Annotated in this window: 17 protein-coding genes and 1 pseudogene; 10 read left to right on the plus strand and 8 right to left on the minus strand. The window is 35.6% G+C overall.

Going from position 1 to position 18,222, the window contains the following annotated elements:
- Window positions 1-70 precede the first annotated feature (70 nt).
- The 5 genes and pseudogenes from BWGOE10_RS03235 (at window position 71) to BWGOE10_RS03255 (ending at window position 4,133) form a co-directional block, all read left to right on the plus strand.
- Entirely contained in the window at window positions 71-1,324 is a 1,254-nt protein-coding gene (locus tag BWGOE10_RS03235; RefSeq protein WP_070140897.1) for a 3D domain-containing protein, read from the plus strand.
- Window positions 1,325-1,436: 112 nt separating this feature from the next.
- On the plus strand, window positions 1,437-1,655 hold the full coding sequence (locus BWGOE10_RS03240) for a helix-turn-helix transcriptional regulator (RefSeq protein WP_000154009.1): 219 nt from the start codon (window positions 1,437-1,439) through the stop codon (window positions 1,653-1,655).
- Window positions 1,648-2,121: a DUF2178 domain-containing protein gene (locus BWGOE10_RS03245; RefSeq protein ID WP_070140898.1), complete on the plus strand. Its 474-nt coding sequence runs from the start codon at window positions 1,648-1,650 to the stop codon at window positions 2,119-2,121. Before BWGOE10_RS03240 ends, BWGOE10_RS03245 begins: the two co-directional genes overlap by 8 nt.
- Before the next feature lie 115 nt (window positions 2,122-2,236).
- Window positions 2,237-2,869 carry a class A sortase gene (locus BWGOE10_RS03250; protein WP_070140899.1) on the plus strand — a complete coding sequence of 211 codons (633 nt, stop codon included), beginning with the start codon at window positions 2,237-2,239 and terminating at the stop codon, window positions 2,867-2,869.
- Window positions 2,870-3,012: 143 nt separating this feature from the next.
- A pseudogene (locus BWGOE10_RS03255) lies at window positions 3,013-4,133 on the plus strand (YHYH domain-containing protein).
- Window positions 4,134-4,163: 30 nt separating this feature from the next.
- On the opposite strand, the gene BWGOE10_RS03260 reads toward BWGOE10_RS03255, so the two are convergent.
- A complete protein-coding gene (locus tag BWGOE10_RS03260) occupies window positions 4,164-5,549 on the minus strand; it encodes a peptide MFS transporter (RefSeq protein ID WP_070140900.1) in 1,386 nt (461 codons plus the stop codon).
- A gap of 255 nt (window positions 5,550-5,804) precedes the next feature.
- Between BWGOE10_RS03260 and brnQ1 the strand changes: the two genes are divergently transcribed.
- Window positions 5,805-7,106 (plus strand): branched-chain amino acid transport system II carrier protein BrnQ1, encoded by a 1,302-nt coding sequence (gene brnQ1, locus BWGOE10_RS03265; protein WP_236736036.1) that lies wholly within the window; start codon window positions 5,805-5,807, stop codon window positions 7,104-7,106.
- Between the two features lie 135 nt (window positions 7,107-7,241).
- Window positions 7,242-8,963 (plus strand): DUF2339 domain-containing protein, encoded by a 1,722-nt coding sequence (locus BWGOE10_RS03270; RefSeq protein WP_070140902.1) that lies wholly within the window; start codon window positions 7,242-7,244, stop codon window positions 8,961-8,963.
- A gap of 35 nt (window positions 8,964-8,998) precedes the next feature.
- Here the strand turns inward: BWGOE10_RS03270 and BWGOE10_RS03275 are convergent, their stop codons facing one another.
- Window positions 8,999-10,546: a DNA-binding protein gene (locus BWGOE10_RS03275; protein ID WP_070140903.1), complete on the minus strand. Its 1,548-nt coding sequence runs from the start codon at window positions 10,544-10,546 to the stop codon at window positions 8,999-9,001.
- A 173-nt stretch (window positions 10,547-10,719) separates the two neighbouring features.
- Window positions 10,720-12,111 (minus strand): amino acid permease, encoded by a 1,392-nt coding sequence (locus BWGOE10_RS03280; RefSeq protein WP_070140904.1) that lies wholly within the window; start codon window positions 12,109-12,111, stop codon window positions 10,720-10,722.
- A gap of 281 nt (window positions 12,112-12,392) precedes the next feature.
- On the opposite strand from BWGOE10_RS03280, the gene BWGOE10_RS03285 reads away from it, so the two are divergent.
- The 3 genes from BWGOE10_RS03285 to BWGOE10_RS03295 all read left to right on the plus strand — a co-directional run bounded on the left by BWGOE10_RS03285 (window position 12,393) and on the right by BWGOE10_RS03295 (window position 14,461).
- Entirely contained in the window at window positions 12,393-13,685 is a 1,293-nt protein-coding gene (locus BWGOE10_RS03285; protein WP_070140905.1) for an NCS2 family permease, read from the plus strand.
- A gap of 136 nt (window positions 13,686-13,821) precedes the next feature.
- Entirely contained in the window at window positions 13,822-14,022 is a 201-nt protein-coding gene (locus BWGOE10_RS03290) for a helix-turn-helix transcriptional regulator (protein WP_000301182.1), read from the plus strand.
- Between the two features lie 4 nt (window positions 14,023-14,026).
- Window positions 14,027-14,461 (plus strand): hypothetical protein, encoded by a 435-nt coding sequence (locus BWGOE10_RS03295; protein ID WP_070140906.1) that lies wholly within the window; start codon window positions 14,027-14,029, stop codon window positions 14,459-14,461.
- A 33-nt stretch (window positions 14,462-14,494) separates the two neighbouring features.
- On the opposite strand, the gene BWGOE10_RS03300 is transcribed toward BWGOE10_RS03295, so the two are convergent.
- From BWGOE10_RS03300 to qoxC, 5 genes are all read right to left on the minus strand, one after another.
- Window positions 14,495-14,932 (minus strand): GNAT family N-acetyltransferase, encoded by a 438-nt coding sequence (locus BWGOE10_RS03300; protein ID WP_070140907.1) that lies wholly within the window; start codon window positions 14,930-14,932, stop codon window positions 14,495-14,497.
- Between the two features lie 14 nt (window positions 14,933-14,946).
- On the minus strand, window positions 14,947-15,204 hold the full coding sequence (locus BWGOE10_RS03305; protein ID WP_081338068.1) for a DUF4022 family protein: 258 nt from the start codon (window positions 15,202-15,204) through the stop codon (window positions 14,947-14,949).
- Between the two features lie 52 nt (window positions 15,205-15,256).
- Window positions 15,257-17,086, minus strand: coding sequence for a monovalent cation:proton antiporter family protein (locus tag BWGOE10_RS03310; RefSeq protein WP_070140908.1), 1,830 nt, complete (start codon window positions 17,084-17,086; stop codon window positions 15,257-15,259).
- 220 nt (window positions 17,087-17,306) lie between these two features.
- Complete coding sequence (gene qoxD / locus BWGOE10_RS03315) at window positions 17,307-17,618, minus strand: cytochrome aa3 quinol oxidase subunit IV (RefSeq protein ID WP_070140909.1); 312 nt, start codon at window positions 17,616-17,618, stop codon at window positions 17,307-17,309.
- Window positions 17,619-18,221 carry a cytochrome aa3 quinol oxidase subunit III gene (qoxC, locus tag BWGOE10_RS03320; protein WP_002174913.1) on the minus strand — a complete coding sequence of 201 codons (603 nt, stop codon included), beginning with the start codon at window positions 18,219-18,221 and terminating at the stop codon, window positions 17,619-17,621.
- Window position 18,222: the final 1 nt, after the last annotated feature.

Raw genomic sequence — 18,222 nt, forward strand, 5'->3', positions numbered from 1 at the left:
TGTATTTAATGGTTCTGTAAACAAACTGTAAAATAAATCATGTATAACTGTATAAGAAGGGAGTCGGATTATGAACTATTTTAAGCGAATCAGTAGTCTAGTATTAGCAGGAATTATCGTTCTTTCTAGTACAGTCGCTGTAAAAGCAGAGTCAAACGACGAGAAACTTAACAACATGCAACAGCAATTGCAGCAAAACGATGCAGAAATGCAGAAGAAAGAGCAAGAGAAGCAAGCTGTTAATAAAGAAATTCAAGGTATCGAAAACGAACTACATAATTTAAATAATACAATTGCAAAAAATAAAGAGGATCAATCTGCTATTCAACGTAAAATCGATGAAACACATAAGCAGATTGAACAAAAAAAAGCAGATATTATCGTTTTAGAAGATAAAGTCCTTGCTCGTAAGGATATTATGAAAAAACGTATGGTTTCTGTTCAAAATAGCTCAAATACGAGTTTAGTAGTAGAAGTTGTTGTAGAATCAAAAAACTTTGCTGATTTCATACAACGTATGAACGCGGTATCTACAATTTTAGATGCAGATAAAGAAATTTTACGTCTACAAGAACAAGATCTTCGTCAAATTGAAGAAGATAAAAAAGCGATTGACGAAAAAGAAGCATCTTTAGTAGTAGATAAGCAAAAATTAGCAAAAGCACAAGCTGATTTGCAAGATAACTTGAAAAAACGTCAAGATAACTTACAAACGGTTCAAGCTAAATATAATGCGATTGCAAGCCAAATTAATTTAGCAGCAGAAGAAAAAGCAAAAGTTGAAGCAAATATGAAAGCAGTACAAGAAACAATTGCTCGTGAACAAGAAGCAGCAAGAATTGCAGCGGAAGAGCGCGCAAAAGCTGAAGCAGCTGCAAAGGCTGAGCAAGAAGAGTTAGCAAAAGCGAAGGCAGCAGCAGCTAAGCAAAAAGAAGAACAGGCAGCTAAGCCGGCAGAGCCTGTAGCAAAAAATACAGCACCAGAATCTAAGCCAGACACGAAACCAGCTCAAGGTGGAAAAGAATTTTATGTAACAGCAACTGCTTATACAGCTGATCCATCTGAAAATGGCTATAAACCGGGTGAAACTGTAAAGTCTAAGTTAGGGCATAATTTGACTGCAAATCCAAACATGAAACTAATTGCTGTAGATCCAGCTGTGATTCCATTAGGTTCTACTGTGTATGTGGAAAATTATGGGACAGCAATTGCTGGAGATACTGGTAGTGCGATTAAAGGTCATATAATTGATTTATTAATGCCAGATTCAGCTACAGCTAATAATTGGGGCAGAAGAAGTGTTAAAGTTACAATTTTAAACTAAAACGAAATCCAACTTTACAATACGTAAAGTTGGATTTTTTTGTAAAAATAATGTTAAGTTGAGTTTACATTTTGTTAAGAGTAGCATACAATAATGGTGAGAGGTGGTAAATTTGACCATTTTAAACAGGGTGAAGGAATTAAGAGCTCGCTTTAATTTTTCGCAAAGTGTATTAGCAGAAAAGGTTGGGGTGACGAGACAAACGATCGCTGCAATTGAAAAAGGGGATTACGTTCCTTCATTGTTACTAGCGTTGACGATTTGTGATGTATTCGAGTTAAAGATGGAAGATGTGTTTGTTTTAAATAAGGAGGGGGAAGAGGATGAATAGAATTGGTTTTTCTTATATCGTAAACGTACTTTATACTGCGTTAGCATGCTGGACATTTGTTGAATTTTATAGTGTTACTACAGAGCTAGCAGATATAATTAAAAACGAGAAGTTCCCATTTGAAGTATGGTTTAATGGAGTACCATTCATTTTATTATTTATTGGAGCTATTGTAGTTACAATTTTTTATAGAATTCAAAAGAAAAAATATAAGAATTTATCTTTTTGGATGTATCCATTATTATTTCCACTAGAAGATGAACGTGAAAAAGCGATTACGGAGAAAGCTTGTCGAACAACTTTTGTTTCGTTATGGTATGTGTTGCCTTGTGCAGTTGGATTTTTAACTTTTTCGCCTATTATTAATGAATATCTTCCTGGATACCCACTGTATATTCTATTTTCTATTTTCTTTATTCAAATGACAGTATTCCACGTATCACTATACAGAAATAAATTAGCTTAAAAAGAAACCTTCTTGCACCAGCAAGAAGGTTTCTTTCAGTTTATACTTGTACATATAGCAATATTGTCTTATCATTTTATATAGAGTAAGATTTTGTAACGGAAAGGAATTGTATATGAATAAGCAAAGGATTTATAGTATAATAGCAATCCTTCTATTTGTTGTAGGTGGTGTATTAATCGGAAAGCCATTTTATGATGGATATCAGGCTGAAAAGAAACAGACTGAAAATGTACAGGCTGTTCAAAAGATGGATTATGAAAAGCATGAGACGGAATTTGTAGATGCTTCGAAAATTAATCAACCAGACTTGGCAGAAGTAGCGAATGCATCATTAGATAAGAAACAAGTAATCGGTCGTATTTCGATTCCAAGTATTTCAGTAGAACTTCCTGTTTTAAAAGCGTCGACTGAAAAGAATTTATTATCAGGTGCGGCAACTGTAAAAGAAAATCAAGTAATGGGACAAGGGAATTATGCGCTTGCAGGGCATAATATGTCAAAAAAAGGTGTTTTATTTAGTGATGTATCAACTTTAAAAAAGAACGATAAAATTTATTTGTATGACAATGCAAATGAGTATGAGTATACTGTTACCGGTGTATCTGAAGTGACTCCTGATAAATGGGAAGTTGTAGAGGATCATGGGAAAGATGAGATAACACTTATTACATGTGTATCTGTTAAGGATAATTCTAAGCGTTTTGTTATTACGGGTGATCTAGTAGGAACAAAGGCTAAGAAATAAAAAAAAAGAAGGTTCACTCTTTAAAGAGTGAACCTTCTTTTTTATCCAACATTGAGAAATAAAAGAATATTTTAGTTAGTATTTAAGTATTTTTCTATTTTTGTATAATAAAGTAATAAATCTAGATTTTGGGAGGAACAAAAGTGAAACAGCAAGTAAAAAAACTTCTTTTAACAACAAGTGTAGCGTTATTGGTAGCGCCAATTTCTGCTTATGCACATCCAGGACGTACAGATGCTAATGGTGGACATACGTGTCGTACAAATTGTGAAAAATGGGGATTGCAGTACGGGGAATATCATTATCACAATAAACCAGCTTCTAGTAGTGGTACAACGAGTCCAGCTCCTAGCCAAAATAATAATGGTGCTGTAGAAGCTGAAAGACAAGCAGAAGCGCAGCGCAATGCGGAGGCAGAAAAACAACGTGCTGCAGAAGCACAGCGTAAAGCAGAGGAAGAGAGACAGCGTGCTGCAGAAGAACAGCGCAAAGTAGAGGAAGAGAGACAGCGTGCTGCAGAAGAACAACGCAAAGCAGAAGAAGCACGTAAGGCAGAGGAAGCGCAGCGTAAAGCTGAGGCTGAAAAGGGACAAGCTGAAGGGCAAAAAAGCGGAGAGACAGATTTTAAAGCAGGAAAAAAAATGCAGAAGGACATGTAGCTGGAAAGTCAGATGCATATAAACAAGCATTTACAACTACTTATGCTGTAGCATGGTCTTTAGAAGAACAGAAAAAAGCGCATTTTGAAAAAGGTAAAGAGCAAGGGTTAGCACAAGAAGCAATGGACGATAGTCAAATTACTCCTGAGTTTAAGGTGAACTTTGCAGAAGGTTTCCAAGTAGGTAATAAAGAGAGAACCGAAAAGATTGAAAAAGAACAAGCGGAACTTGGTGAAAAGGCTGGTAAAGAATTAGCTGAAAAGAAACCTGGAAATACTGAAAAGGATACATATGTGAAAGCATATGAAACCGCGTATGAAAAAGGATATAAGTCTGCCCAAAAAATGGCGGAAAAAGCTGGATATACATATGCATTTGAAAATTATGATTTAAAAGTTCCTGCTAAGTATGAAAAACACGAATCATTAAAGAAATGGTTTACGGAAGGGTTTAAATCAAATAAAAAGGCAGCAGAAATCCGAGAAGAAGGATATAAAAAAGGAGATAGCTGGCTGTCATTTTTCTATAAAAACTTCGTGCCAAGTGAATATAAAGAGCACAAAGATCTGTATGAACAGGCAATAGAAAAGGGCGAGAAAGCATAAAAAAAGATGAGGAGAAATTCCTCATCTTTTTTAATCCATCCATTTCACTAATTTCTTAGAAATTAATAGTAAAACACAACCTAAAATAATTGCTGCAGCTCCGATTACTGTAAATACTTCAGCATATCCAAGTGAAGTTGTGAAGCTTGCAAGTTGTCCGCCTATAATGTTGGCGATTCCTGAGCTTGCTAGCCATACTCCCATTAATAAAGAAGCAAGTTTTACTGGAGCAAGTGCGCTAACCATTGATAGTCCAACAGGGGATAAGAATAGCTCACCTAACGTATGGAAAAGATACGTAAAGACGATAAATAGTAAGTTTGCTTTTTCTGTAATATTATGTTCATCACTACCTGTTTTTAATGTAGCGATAACGAGAATGATATAACCGATACCGAGTAGGATCATACCAAGTCCCATTTTTGTTGGGATTTTTAAATCCCCATTTTTTCTAGTTGCAAGTTTTGCCCATAATGCTGAAATGACTGGAGCAAGTAAAATAATAAATAACGGATTGACCGATTGGAACCAAGATGTTGGAACTTCCCATCCGAACACAGAGCGATCTACAAATTTGTTTGTATATAATGTTAACGAACTACCAGCTTGTTCAAATCCAGCCCAGAAGAAGACAACAAAGCATGTTAAAATGACGATAACTGCGGTACGTTGTTTTTCTTTTTTTGTTAACGGTGTATTTCCTACTGTTTGTTGTCCAGCAGCCGTTTGCAAATCGCGAGTTGGTTTTTTACCGATATCACCAAGGAAGCGATTTGATAGTGTTGTAAATAAAATTTGTCCAATGATCATTCCGATTGAAGCGGCTAAGAAACCGTAACGGAATCCATAATGAACAACACCGTCCACCGTTGTTTTAAATAAATTTTCTGATAAAAATCCGCAAACGAGTGGAGCTAAAAATGAACCGACGTTAATACCCATATAGAAAATTGTAAATGCACTATCACGTTTTGGATCGTGCTCTTCGTATAATTCTCCAACAAGTGTAGAGATATTCGGTTTGAAGAATCCATTACCGATAATAATAAGCGCTAATCCGAGGTATAGGCCGACTTGGTTTTGCAAGGCAAATAGTGTAAGGTTACCGAGCGCCATTGTTATACCACCAATTGTGATGGCTTTTCGTTTACCTAGAAAACGGTCTGTTAAGTATCCACCGATCAATGGTGTGAAATAACAAGCTCCAGTATAAAATCCGTAAATAGAGAGTGCCCAAGCGGGACTAAACCCAAGACCACCACTTACTAAAGTTGTTGTTAAATATAATGTTAATAATCCTCGTAATCCATAGTAACTAAATCTTTCCCACATTTCTGTAAAGAAGAGTAAGTATAAACCGGGAGGATGTTTCTTTTTTCTTTGTTGTTCTCTTTCTAGTTGTATCGTTGATTCCATGTGATTTTTCCTCCTGACACAAACAAAAAACAAAGTTAATAGTTTTGTATATTTAATATTTTACTTTATTAACTATTGAAAGTCAATAAAGGTTGATTTTTCAGAAGAAATTGGAAAAGGGAAGTAGATATAGAATGGGTGTTTCTTTTATGGTAGACTATGGACTATGTTTTCTTTGTAAGGAAGCGTATTATCGCGTTTTTCCTACGTGTGGAATAGATCTCATGCGAGATGAAATTGAAGAAGGAGAAAGAAATGAAATTGTTACAGAAAAAAGAAATTTTGCTTATTAGTCTTATGTTATTCTCTATGTTCTTTGGTGCAGGGAATCTTATATTTCCACCTTTCCTTGGATACGAAGCGGGAGAGCATGTGTGGATTGCATTGTTAGGTTTTATTATGTCAGCAACAGGACTTCCGATATTAGGTGTTATCGCTATTGCGAAAGCAGGGAGCTTTCAAACGTTAGCGGGCAGGGTTCATTCTTCATTTGCAATTATTTTTCCATGCATTGTGTACTTATTTATTGGACCAGGTCTTGGTATACCACGTGCAGGAAGTTTAGCTTTTGAAATGGGACCAGGTCAGTTGTTCCCAGAAGCGGGTAGCGTAGTTTTGTTATTGTACACGGCCATTTTCTTTAGTATTGTTTACTGGTTAAGTTTATCACCGTCTAAATTAATGGGCTTGTTTGGAAAGGTGTTAACGCCTTTATTATTATGTATGATTGCTATTATATTTATAAAAAGTATGTTTACATCAGTAGGCAGTGTGAAAGAGCCTGCAGGAAATTATGGACAAGCTCCTATGTTCCAAGGATTTTTAGATGGATATTTAACGATGGATGCGTTAGCAGCTTTAATATTTGGGATTGTTATTGCAAATGCTCTGCGTGCAAAGGGTGTAGCGGATGATAAAGGTTTAGCGAAATATATGAGTATTGCTGGTATTGGAGCAGGGCTTTTATTATCTATTATTTATGTCATTCTTGGATATGTTGGCTCAATTAGTGGTTCATTGGGTACATTTGATAACGGTGCGAAAGTGTTAGCACAAGTTATGACGACATTATTTGGACAAGGTGGGTTAGTTTTATTAGGTCTTATTTTTACTGTCGCTTGTCTATGCGTTTCCATCGGACTTGTTACGTCTTGTAGTCAATTTTTCGCAAGTGTATTTCCGAAAGTATCTTATAAAGCTTGGGCATTTATATTAAGTTTTGTTAGTATGGTTTTAGCTAATTTAGGATTAACGCAAATTTTAAAAGTATCGGTACCGATTCTTGGATTTATTTATCCAGTTGCACTAACGCTTATTATTTTAGGGTTATTCCATAAGTATATTGGAAAGTATGTATACGTATATTCGGTAACGATTGGAATCGTAGCGTTATTTAGTGCGATTGATATTTTAAACAAAAGTGTACTGATGAATAAATGGACACCACTACTAAAAATTCTTCCGTTTTATTCAGAAGGTGTAGGTTGGATTGTTCCGGCATTTGTAGGTGTCTGCCTCGGTGTAATTGTTAGTATTGCTATAAATAAGAATAAATAAGTAAGAGGTGTTTTCCTATTTCGGAAAACACCTTTCTTTTTTTGGAAAAATAGTATTGAAAATGAATAGACTAAGAGTATGATAAAGGTAATTGGTAATATATAGGTTTTACATGAATGATGAGGGGGGGAGCGTATGAAGGAGGATTTGAATAAGAAAATAGAAGCAATTGAAACGGCAATTGAAACGATGCAAGAGACTCTTTATGAATTGAAAGCGAAACAAAGAAAAATAGAAGTAGATAAAGTTCAACAAAATGTTAATAAGGAAAAGAAAGAATATATTGAAGCGGTAAGTAATGAAAAGTTACAAGAAGATGTAGTTAAGACGAGGAAGTCCATGCAAGAGCCAGAGGTGAAACAAGTAGATATATCTGCATTTAAACCAGAACCATTTAATATTATAAAGTTTTGTCAAACGTGGTTACCACGCATATTTGTCGGTATTATGCTACTTGGTGTTATTTGGTTATTCAAAGCAGGGGTAGATGCCGGATTATTAACACCAGCGATACGGGTTGTGTTTGGTATAGCACTATCTGCCGGTTTGTATTATGTAGGAGATATACAAATTAAAAGAGAGCGGCAAGCGTTAGGGTTAGTATTAGCTGGAGGAAGTATTACGGGAATTGTTTTAACAACGTTTGCGGCACATTATTTATATGAATTTATTCCTGCAAGTATTGCGTTTATTTGCAACATTATATGGGTTATTTTAGGGATTTATTTAGCGAAAAGATATAAATCGGAATACCTCGCCATTTTTGTGGCGGTGGGAGCATTTTTTGTTCCTTTCTTGTTAAATAGTACGACTCCTAATACGTATATTTTCTTTAGTTATGAGACGATATTAACAATTAGTCTATTATGGTATGCATTGAGAAACCGTTATAAGTACTTGTATATGATTTCTTATGTTGTGGCGGCAATTGTCCTATTTGTCTTCTTTGTTGTTATGTCAATATTAGTAGAGAATGTGCAAGTACAGTTAACAGTTGTATACGGCGCAATTCATTTACTATTATTTTGGCATATGTTTTCGGAGAGAAGTTTTATACAAGAAGCAAGATTGGCGATATTTAGTGCGAATGCAGTTTTCTTTATTTTAGCCATTTCTCAAATTCCTGAATTTACAACGTGGGGATTAGTTATAAGTGCATTTGTGCATGCTGTTATGTTCGCACTTGAATATAGGAAGAATAAACATTCTGTATTTACAAATCTAATATTTGGCTTTGCAATGGGGTCATTTAGTTTAGCGATTTTATACGAGTACAGTTTGGTGAATGCAGCAATCGTATTATTGTTACAAGGTTTCCTCGGTATGGTTACTGCTATTAAAGTAAAGCAAAATATTAAATTATATGTAAGTGCAACGATTTATGCTATTGGAATAGTGCAGACGATTTTTAGTCCGTTTGATGAGTTCATTTCAGCAGGCTTTGTCGCTCATATTATTTTGATAGGGACGTTCTATTATTGCATGATACAAGCGAAAGAAGTGTTAGCGAGTTTAGGTAAATATGTGTACTCTATAGCGCTCTACTCGTTAATGGTAATTGTATTTATTACAATTACTAGGATCGGTGAAGTTCTTTCTACAGATGGAAGTATAATTAGCGTATCTGTATCGTTATTATGGATGGTATATGCGTTATTTGCAGTTTGGTTTGGCCGTTATAGACAGATGAACGAAATATTATATGCTGGCTTAGTCGTATTAGTAGTAACAGTAGGGAAGTTATTCCTTCTCGACTTACCAGAGGTGTCGATGATGATCAGGGCGGTGTTATTCTTAATCGTTGGTAGTATAGGTATCGTTATTTCAAGAATGTTTTTCTCAAAAGAAGAGAAGTGAAAAGAAGGCAATCCATATCCGGATTGCCTTTTTCATTATTTCTTATTAATCGTTACAGCCTCACTATATTTCGCTGTCGTATTTTGACGTAGACGAAGTGTTGCTTGTCCAGTTGTATTTGGATCAAGTTGTACATTCACAATTTTTTCAGCAGATCCTTGGTTATTTGTGATGAAAGAGAATGCACTGCTATATCCGAAAGAAGATGGCCAAGTGCCATTTGTGTTTTGAACTTTTGCCATCTGTGTTCCGCCAGTTGTGAAGATACCTAAAGAATAATTATTGTACGTTGTATTTGGTAATAGGTTATTTACTTGAATCTTCATTTGGAACACTTCATTGTTTGGTAGAATGCTAGGGTGCGTAATTACGTAATCACTCGTTGGCACTGCACCGTTATAGCCGTACGAACCTGGTTTGAAAGTATTTGTATTGAACCACTGGTAACCTTGACTTGGTGCACTCCAAGGTTCTGGTTGTGGTTCTGTTGATAAACTTGGTTGTTCAAATGTTTGCAGAGGTGTAGGTGCATCAAGCTGTAAACCACTCACTTGATCTAAGCTTGTAAATGTTTCTTGCTTCGCTAACCAATTCACGATGTTTTCTAATAGAACAGCATCGTTTTCTTCTTTATAACCATCATAAGTTTTCTTTGATTGACCTGAATCTTCACGAACATATTTTGGCGTAGCATCTTCAACAGGAGAAGAATCACCAATAAAGGCTGCTTTTCCAAGGCCAACTTTCGAAATAGCAGCATAAGGACCCTCTGCAACGCCACCACCGTTATAAACGCCGCTATCAACAGCGTTATTCCATTTTGATGGATTTTCTGGAAGATACACAAGACCTTTCGCTAGTTTAGGATTTGTAATTGCAAGAGTAGAGCCGGCATGCATTGCTACAGATGAAACGCCAGTTGTAATTCCGAATGATTGTGCAGGTGAGACAATATTTTTAGCTGAAACATCACCAAGTGCATTGTAACGGAAGCGAATACCGAAATTATCGGATAGCCAATCAGAGTTTTCTACTCCTTGCATAGCTTGTGAAGTTGTTTCTTCATTAGACATTCCCTTTGCTGGATTATCCCATGCCCCGCGTCTATATCCATTGAACACTTCTGAGGAGTCCCAGCGGTTTTTATTACGATCTGCATTATAATGATCGGCAATGAAGAAAATACTGCCACCATTTTTCACGTATTGTAACATTGCGTCTTGCTCAGATTTTTTATAAGGAATATTGGCTTCGGGAACGATAAACACATTGTAATTTTTTAAATCGTCATATGTAATAGGTGTTGATTTACGCAGTTCTTTTACATGATATCCGTTTTGGGCAATGTCGTTTCCGAAATCAGAAAAACCGCCATCAATAACCCAATCAGCTGTCCCGGCCGTTTGACCGTGTGTATTATCGAATAATACTTTCTTCCCATTGTTTTGATTTACAACTTTTGCAGCAACTTCAGGAGCTGGGTCTACGGAGCTTTCGGCGTAAGTAGACGGAATGTAAGAACTCCCTATACTAAGTGTGATTGCTGTTGCTAAAGAAAATTGAATCCATTTTTTATTCTTCATAGAAGAATCCCCCTAATAATAAATATATGTGCTTTAATAATGTAATTGATTTTTCTATGGAAATAAAGATAGAAAATATTAAATAGTGTAAAGATAACGTTAATTTAATTGAGAAATATTTGCGCGAATAATGAAAAAATCTCTCCCTAGTAAATTAGGAAGAGATCGTGGACTTAACTAATTTTTGAATTAGATGATTCATCAATCTTATGGAAACCTTTCATATAATACACGATAGCCAAGCCAATAAGCCAAATTGGCCCGACGATTAATGCGATTCGTGTATCTTCTGAATACGCCATTATACCTAGTACAAGTACAAGGAAGCCGAGTGAGAAATATGAACTTAATGGGTGTAAAGGCATTTTATATGCTAGCTTATCCTTTTTATTAGTTTGTAATCCTTTACGGAATTTAATTTGCGCGACTAATATAATGCCCCAAGTCCAAATTGCCCCGAAAGTTGAAATACTAGTGAGCCATGTAAACACTTTTGCAGGAACAAGATAGTTTAATATAACGCCAACGAGTAAAACGATTGCTGTTGCTACAATGCCTTGACTAGGAATACCGTTTTTATTTAAACGGCCGAATCGTTCAGGAGCTTTCTTTTGTTGTGCTAATGTAAATAGCATACGGCCTGTACTAAACAAACCACCGTTACAAGATGAAAGAGCCGCTGTTAACACAACGAAGTTAATAATACCTGCTGCCTTTGCGATACCGATTTGTTGGAACGTTAATACAAACGGACTTCCTTTCTCACCAAGTTCGTTCCAAGGATAAATTGCCATCATAACGAATAGAGCTCCAACGTAGAACAGTAAAATTCTCCAAAATACGTTATCAATTGCTTTTGCGAGTGTTTTTTTCGGATTTTGAGCTTCACCAGCTGTAACACCGATAAGTTCTACTCCTAAATAAGCGAATAATACCATTTGTAAGGAAAGTAATAATCCAGAGAATCCATTTGGGAACCAGCCCCCATGTTCCCAAAGATTTGAAATACCAGTTGCAACGCCGCCATTTCCAAATCCGAATAAAATAATACCAGCACCGATCACTATCATACAGATAATTGTGACAATTTTGATGAGAGCAAACCAAAACTCAAGTTCTCCAAAGACTTTTACAGATAAGAAGTTGAAAGCACTCATTAATAAAAGAGCTAGTAATGCCCAAGTCCAGCGCGGGATATCTGGGAACCAGTATTGCATGTAAATGCCTGCTGCTGTAATTTCCGCCATACAAGTAACAACCCATAAAAACCAGTAATTCCAGCCTGTAATATACCCAGCTAGTGGGCTGATGTAATCATTTGCATATTTACTAAAAGAGCCAGCAACCGGTTGTTCAATTGCCATTTCTCCGAGTGCGCGCATAATGAAAAAAATAACGAGTCCGGCAATCATATAGCCTAGTAAAATGGATGGTCCAGCTAGTTTAATAGCGGAAGCTGATCCTAAAAATAGTCCAACGCCAATAGCTGAACCGAGAGACATTAAAGTAATATGCCTTTGTTTTAAGCCACGGTTTAAAGTTTCAGATTTGTTTGTTTGCTGCATAAGAAGAATACCCCCTGTAGAGTGAACGATATTTGAATGCGTTTACTAAATGTTTAACTATTTCAAATTATAAAACATTTCTATCTGTTATGCTACAAAAATAATCGTAATGAACTGTACTACATCTATAATTTGTCAGACTTAAACTTAAAATTCTAACTATTAGAGAATATATTGACTCTTCTTTTTATTGATTGTTAAGATTAAGTATTACATTTTCTCACATACTAATAAGAAAAGAATGTGTGATAATAATTCAGGTGTAGGAAGGGTACATAAGTATGTTTCAATTACAAAAGTATAACACTTCTGTGAAGCAAGAAATTTTAGCTGGCATCACAACTTTTTTTACATTTGCGTATATTCTTGTCATCAATCCGAAAATATTATCTGATGCAGGTGTACCATTTGATCAAGCATTTACGGCAACTATTATTGCGACAGTTGTTGGAACGCTATGTATGGCGTTTTTAGCTAACTATCCAATTGTTATTGCTCCAGCTATGGGGATGAATGCATATTTTGCTTATTCTGTTGTTCAACAGGCAGAGGGGATTACATATGTCATTGCGTTTTCGGCAGTATTTGTAACAGGTATCATTTTTCTTTTATTATCTTTCACCTCATTTAGGCAAAAGCTAATTGTCGCAATTCCTGACAGTTTAAAACATGCAATTGCAGGTGGAATCGGATTATTTATTGCTTTTATCGGATTGCGACTTTCGGGTATTATCGTTGACCATCCGTCTAACTTAGTTACAATCGGAGACTTTCATTCACCGGCTGTTATTTTAACTTTAGTTGGTTTAGTGTTAGCGGCGGTATTAATGGTGTTACGCGTTAGTGGTGCATTGTTTATTAGTATGATTGTGACAGGAATTATTGCTTTCTTTACGGGGCAATTAAAGTTTGAAAATAACATTGTCGCAATGCCACATTTGCCAGAAGGAATTATTATTTCAAACCCTATCAATGCATTTTCAGATGTAATTCAATACGGGTTGTACGGAGTTATTTTTTCATTCTTGCTTGTACTTTTATTTGATACAACAGGTGCTTTACTTGGTTTAATTAAACAAGCAGGTTTAAATACAGATAACACTGAAAAGCGCTTTGGTAAGGCGTTTATTGCAGATGCAATTGGTGGAACAACAGGAGCTGTCTTTGGGACTAGTCCTACAGCAGCTACAATCGAATCATCAGCTGGAATTGCAGCAGGTGGTAAGACAGGTTTAACAGGTATTGTAGTCGTTTGTTTAACAATTGTAACAGCATTTTTCAGTCCAGTTATCGCTTCCTTATCCAGCGTGGCAGCTATTACAGCTCCTTCGTTAATTATAGTAGGAAGTTTAATGGCGCAAAGTATTCGTGATATTGATTGGAATGAATTTGAAGATGCATTACCAGCATTTTTAATATTCGTAGGTATTCCATTAACATCTAGTATTGCAAATGGAATTGCAATCGGATTTTTAGTGTATCCAATCTTAAAAATCGTGAAGGGGAAAGGAATGGAAGTACATCCGTTACTATACTTATTTACAATTTTATTTGGATGTCATTTATTCTTATAATATAGAGATAGGAAAGGGGCTTCTTATGAGAGGCTCCTTTTTTGTGTATAATAGGGTGAAAATTAAATTTGATTTGTAAAATATAAATTACTTAATGACATATATATGTTACAATAATGACAAAGGAGGAACATGAATGGCTGTAAGTAAAATAAAAGTCGCGCGTGTTCAGTTAGATTTAACACAGCAACAATTAGCAGAAAAAGTAGGCGTTACAAGGCAAACGATTAGTTTAATTGAGAAGGGGAAATATAATCCGTCTTTAGATTTATGTTTAAAAATTTGTTATGCGGTAGATAAAACATTGAATGATTTGTTTTGGGAGGAAAAGGAGTGATAGGGTGAAAATCGTGAAAGATGAACGTTTGATGATCGAGGGGTTAAAACATGTTAGATTGGCTTTCATCTTACAAAATATCGTAATACTAAGTATTGTTTTTTACCGCTATGTCTTACAAGGGGCAGGATATGAAAGTGTTTCGGATTTATTAATGGTATTTATGGGCGGGATAATAGTTATTAACTTTTTAAACTTAAAAAATTCGGTGGAAGTGTATGAGCATACAGGGGGAGTATCTCGTAGTTATTTCATGAAGCTATTATTCATTCCAGTAGGGATTGTTATTGGTATTTTAGGTATTTGTATTATTGTAACACCGGATATTTCAATGAAGGAAATCAGTATAACAGGACTTATTATGTTTGCTTTTTTTTTAGTTCCTAGTTTGTTTATATACATATATATGAAAAAAATAAAAAGTGAAGATGAGATATAAAAAAAGCTTTCTGCAATATGCAGAAAGCTTTTCTTATATTTCTTTATACATTACTTTATGTAGTCCTATTGGATCAATCTCGAAGATTTCACCATGCTCATGGAAACCTAATCGTTTGTAATAATCTGCTACGGTAATTCGGGCATTACACCATAGAATATTTGCTTCGCGTTCTTGGAGGACTTGTTCAGCTTTACGGATTAAGGAGCTGCCAGCATGCTGGTTTCGGAAAGTAGGTAATGTTGCCATTCCTCGTAGACGATAGTGGGAACCAGCTTGTAAATCAGGATGTATTTCTTTAGAGAAGGAGGCGATACTAACAAGTTCATCATGTAGAAATGCACCTAAGTGGAAGGAGTCTATTTCGTAATCTGAATCGTATTTACAATCTTCTAATGATTGATTGGGACGCAAAATCTTTTGGCGTAATAAGTATGTTGCAGATGCATCAATATGTTTCACTGTAATCATAATATCATCCTTTCTTATAAGCCTTTTTCTATAAGTTGTAAGAAGAAATATGCGGGTGCAACGAGAAGTCCTAGTATGCTAGCGGTTCCGAGAAGGAGTGAAAGTAAGAGACAAAAGTACTTAATTCCATTCGATTTTTTCCATCCATAACTACAAATTTCAATGCTAATGCCGATGAGAATAATGGCGACGAGTACTTCTGCTAATAATAAGAGAGCTAAAGTTGAAATAGACATAATGTTATTCATCCCCATAATATGTGATAGTAACATTTTACCATATGAAAATGAAAAAATGCCCCTCAATTATGTGAGGGGCACTTTTCTATTCTAATATGTTTTTCATTGTATCAATATGCTCTTTTGAACCCGTTACAAGTAAAGTATCGCCATGCTGTAACTTCGTATCACCATGTGGTATTAATGCTTTATTGCCACGATAAATTTGAATGACAAGTACATCACCTAAAAACGGAAGGCGACGAAGTGCTAAGCCGTTATATTTATTACTTCGTAGTTCAACCTCACGTACTGTTTCATTTGCTGTTGTAATTAAGCGAACGAGACTGGGTTTATCAATAAGTGCACGTAATAAAATGCGTGTAGAGTTAATAGTTGAGAATACAGCGATATGTTCTTGAGTCGCTTTTTCTTGTAGAAGGGGATCTTCTACACTTGCGATGACGTGTTCAACACCTAATTCTTTTGCGTGTTCTGCTAATAATAAGTTTTGTTCATCATCACTTGTCGCAACAACAACACGGTCTGCTTCGAAAGCTTTTTGCTCCATTAAAGATTGAATAGTAATCTCATCTAATTTTACAATAGGGAAGTCATGAGATTTCGCTTCCTGATCATTTACTTTATTTTGACGTATCATATATAGTGTTACGTCATAATCTTCACGTTTTAAATCAAGTGATAACGGAAGGGTAATTCTGCTTGCACCAATAATAGATACTTTCGGTTTTGGTGTTTCCACTTTTGGAAACATCTTTTTAAATAATACAGGTGCAAAAATACAAGTAATAACGGCGCTTAAAATAAGAGATGCTGATAAACTTGGGCTAATGATGCCTAGCTTTTCACCGATTTGTGCAGCCGCAATAACTAAAGAAAGTGTTGATGTTAATAAAATAGCACTTCCGAGTACGATATTACGTGGATACCATTTTCGTAAGACGAGTGATGGCAACAGTTTTGAAATAAAGAGTCCCACAATTAAAATTGGGATCATTAGCATACTAGAAGGCTCTTTAAAAATAGACCATACTTCTAGATTTACACCAACCATTACGAAGAAAATAGGGATGAAGAAACCATATCCGATGGAATCAAGTTTTTCAACCATATCTTCATTTGGTGATAATAAAGATACAAGTACACCTGCTAAAAAGGCTCCCAAAATATTTTCTGCCCCAACAGATTCAGATAATCCAACTAATATTAAGATGAGTGCAAAAACAGCTCGTGTATCAATTTGTACACTACCGGCTTTTAAGCTTTCTAGGTATGGAATATTTTTAAAACGTCTTGCGACAAAGTAAATTACAATACCAGCACCGAATAGAAGAAGTAGAAGCCACATGCTTTGGCCACTTTCGGAATTTAATCCGACGAATACAGCGAGTAAAATCATTGTAACTAAGTCTGCAATAACAGCGACTAATAAAATGATTTGCCCGATTGCGGTTTTTCCTAAGTTATTTTCTTTTAATGTTGGTACGACAACACCTAAAGAAATAGTTGAAATAATTAAAGTCATGAACATTGCATTGTCTACGAATCCTAGCCATACGAATATTAATGATAGGGCATAAGATAAAATGAAAATAAACAAGAAGATAATGCTTGCTGCTTGGAATGTGTTTGGTTCGTTTGTCGTATTCTTTTTCCCTTTTTGTTTAAAGATCGAAAAGTCAATTTCTAAACCACTTAAAAACATCAGGAAGATAAACCCTAGTGTTGATAAGACTTGAAGCCACATATCTGGCTCAATGATGTTAAATCCACTTTTACCTACAAAGATTCCTGCGATAATTTCTGCAACAACGACAGGAAGTGCTTTTAATTTAAAGCGCTGTAACAAAAGGGGAACGAAAAACGCGATTGCGACGACAACCATAAGTGATAGAACAGAAGAATGATGTTCCATTGCGTTCTCTCCCTTCAAATAAATATAGTACCTATTTAGCCATATAATAGGTAGAAAAGCAACGGATATGGATTCGATTTCATAAAGAAAGAGTTTTCTTAACATTTGTCATAATAAGTATATTTTTTATGATTCTGTTGTTAATTCCGTAATGTGGATGTAATAGGGGAGAGAATAAAAAAAGACTGCTGAGAAATCTCAGCAGTCTTTTTCATGCAAATTACATTGAGAAGAAAATCCATACAGTAAGACCAACTGTTGCAGCTGCAACGAAGAAACTGTATATCATTGTAAGAATTTGAATGCTTCCTTCTCCTTCTTTTAAGTGCATGAACATAATTAATTGTAATAACGCTTGCGCAACTGCCATTATGATAATAGTTGTTAATATCGTTGAAAGTGGCAAGTCTGTGTAAAGTGCAACATATAAAGCAAGAAACGTTAGTGCAAGCGATAAAATGAATCCGAAAACGTGTGACCACGGGAATCCGCTATGCGCATGCCCGTTTGCTTGATTGTTATTTTGACCCATTTACGCCACCATCCCGTTCAAGTAAACTAGTGTGTAAATAAAGACCCAAACAAGATCAAGGAAATGCCAGTATAAGCTGATAATAAATACTTTACGAGCTGTAACTGGTGTTAAACCTCGTTTTAAAATTTGGATAATAACACAAGTTGCCCAAATGATACCACCTGTTACGTGGGCACCATGCGTTCCAAGAAGAACGAAGAATCCAGATAAGAAAGCACTTGTTTGAATTGTTGCGCCTTCACCAACGTACATAATGAACTCTTCGATCTCGAAGAATAGGAAACCTGCACCTAAAAGTAATGTAAAGATGAACCATCCAAGCATTGCTTTTTGGTTGTGTTTACGCATTTCGTGAATTGCGATACCACATGTGAAACTACTTGTTAAAAGTAATAGCGTTTGAATTAAAAGTGTTTTAACTTCAAACAGTTGCGCTGGTGTTGGGCCATCTGCCGTACGACCAGCAAGGACTAGATAAGAGGCGAAAAGTGTTGCGAACAGCATAATTTCAGCCCCAAGAAAAATCCAGAATCCTAGGATATTCAATCTGCTTTGCTCGGATTGATATTCCAAAGGTAAGCTTTTATCTAAAGCCGCCATG

The organism is Bacillus mycoides, from assembly GCF_001757995.1.
In the GTDB taxonomy this organism is placed as follows: Bacteria; Bacillota; Bacilli; order Bacillales; family Bacillaceae_G; genus Bacillus_A; species Bacillus_A mycoides_B.

Coding starts and splice junctions, on each gene's coding strand:
- BWGOE10_RS03275 (WP_070140903.1), bottom strand. CDS start 10,546: ATGAAGAATAAAAAATGGATTCAATTTTCTTTAGCAACAGCAATCACA.
- qoxD (WP_070140909.1), bottom strand. CDS start 17,618: ATGGGTCAAAATAACAATCAAGCAAACGGGCATGCGCATAGCGGATTC.
- BWGOE10_RS03270 (WP_070140902.1), top strand. CDS start 7,242: ATGAAGGAGGATTTGAATAAGAAAATAGAAGCAATTGAAACGGCAATT.
- BWGOE10_RS03290 (WP_000301182.1), top strand. CDS start 13,822: ATGGCTGTAAGTAAAATAAAAGTCGCGCGTGTTCAGTTAGATTTAACA.
- BWGOE10_RS03310 (WP_070140908.1), bottom strand. CDS start 17,086: ATGGAACATCATTCTTCTGTTCTATCACTTATGGTTGTCGTCGCAATC.
- BWGOE10_RS03260 (WP_070140900.1), bottom strand. CDS start 5,549: ATGGAATCAACGATACAACTAGAAAGAGAACAACAAAGAAAAAAGAAA.
- BWGOE10_RS03300 (WP_070140907.1), bottom strand. CDS start 14,932: ATGATTACAGTGAAACATATTGATGCATCTGCAACATACTTATTACGC.
- BWGOE10_RS03285 (WP_070140905.1), top strand. CDS start 12,393: ATGTTTCAATTACAAAAGTATAACACTTCTGTGAAGCAAGAAATTTTA.
- brnQ1 (WP_236736036.1), top strand. CDS start 5,805: ATGAAATTGTTACAGAAAAAAGAAATTTTGCTTATTAGTCTTATGTTA.
- BWGOE10_RS03235 (WP_070140897.1), top strand. CDS start 71: ATGAACTATTTTAAGCGAATCAGTAGTCTAGTATTAGCAGGAATTATC.
- qoxC (WP_002174913.1), bottom strand. CDS start 18,221: ATGGCGGCTTTAGATAAAAGCTTACCTTTGGAATATCAATCCGAGCAA.
- BWGOE10_RS03250 (WP_070140899.1), top strand. CDS start 2,237: ATGAATAAGCAAAGGATTTATAGTATAATAGCAATCCTTCTATTTGTT.
- BWGOE10_RS03280 (WP_070140904.1), bottom strand. CDS start 12,111: ATGCAGCAAACAAACAAATCTGAAACTTTAAACCGTGGCTTAAAACAA.
- BWGOE10_RS03305 (WP_081338068.1), bottom strand. CDS start 15,204: ATGTTACTATCACATATTATGGGGATGAATAACATTATGTCTATTTCA.
- BWGOE10_RS03245 (WP_070140898.1), top strand. CDS start 1,648: ATGAATAGAATTGGTTTTTCTTATATCGTAAACGTACTTTATACTGCG.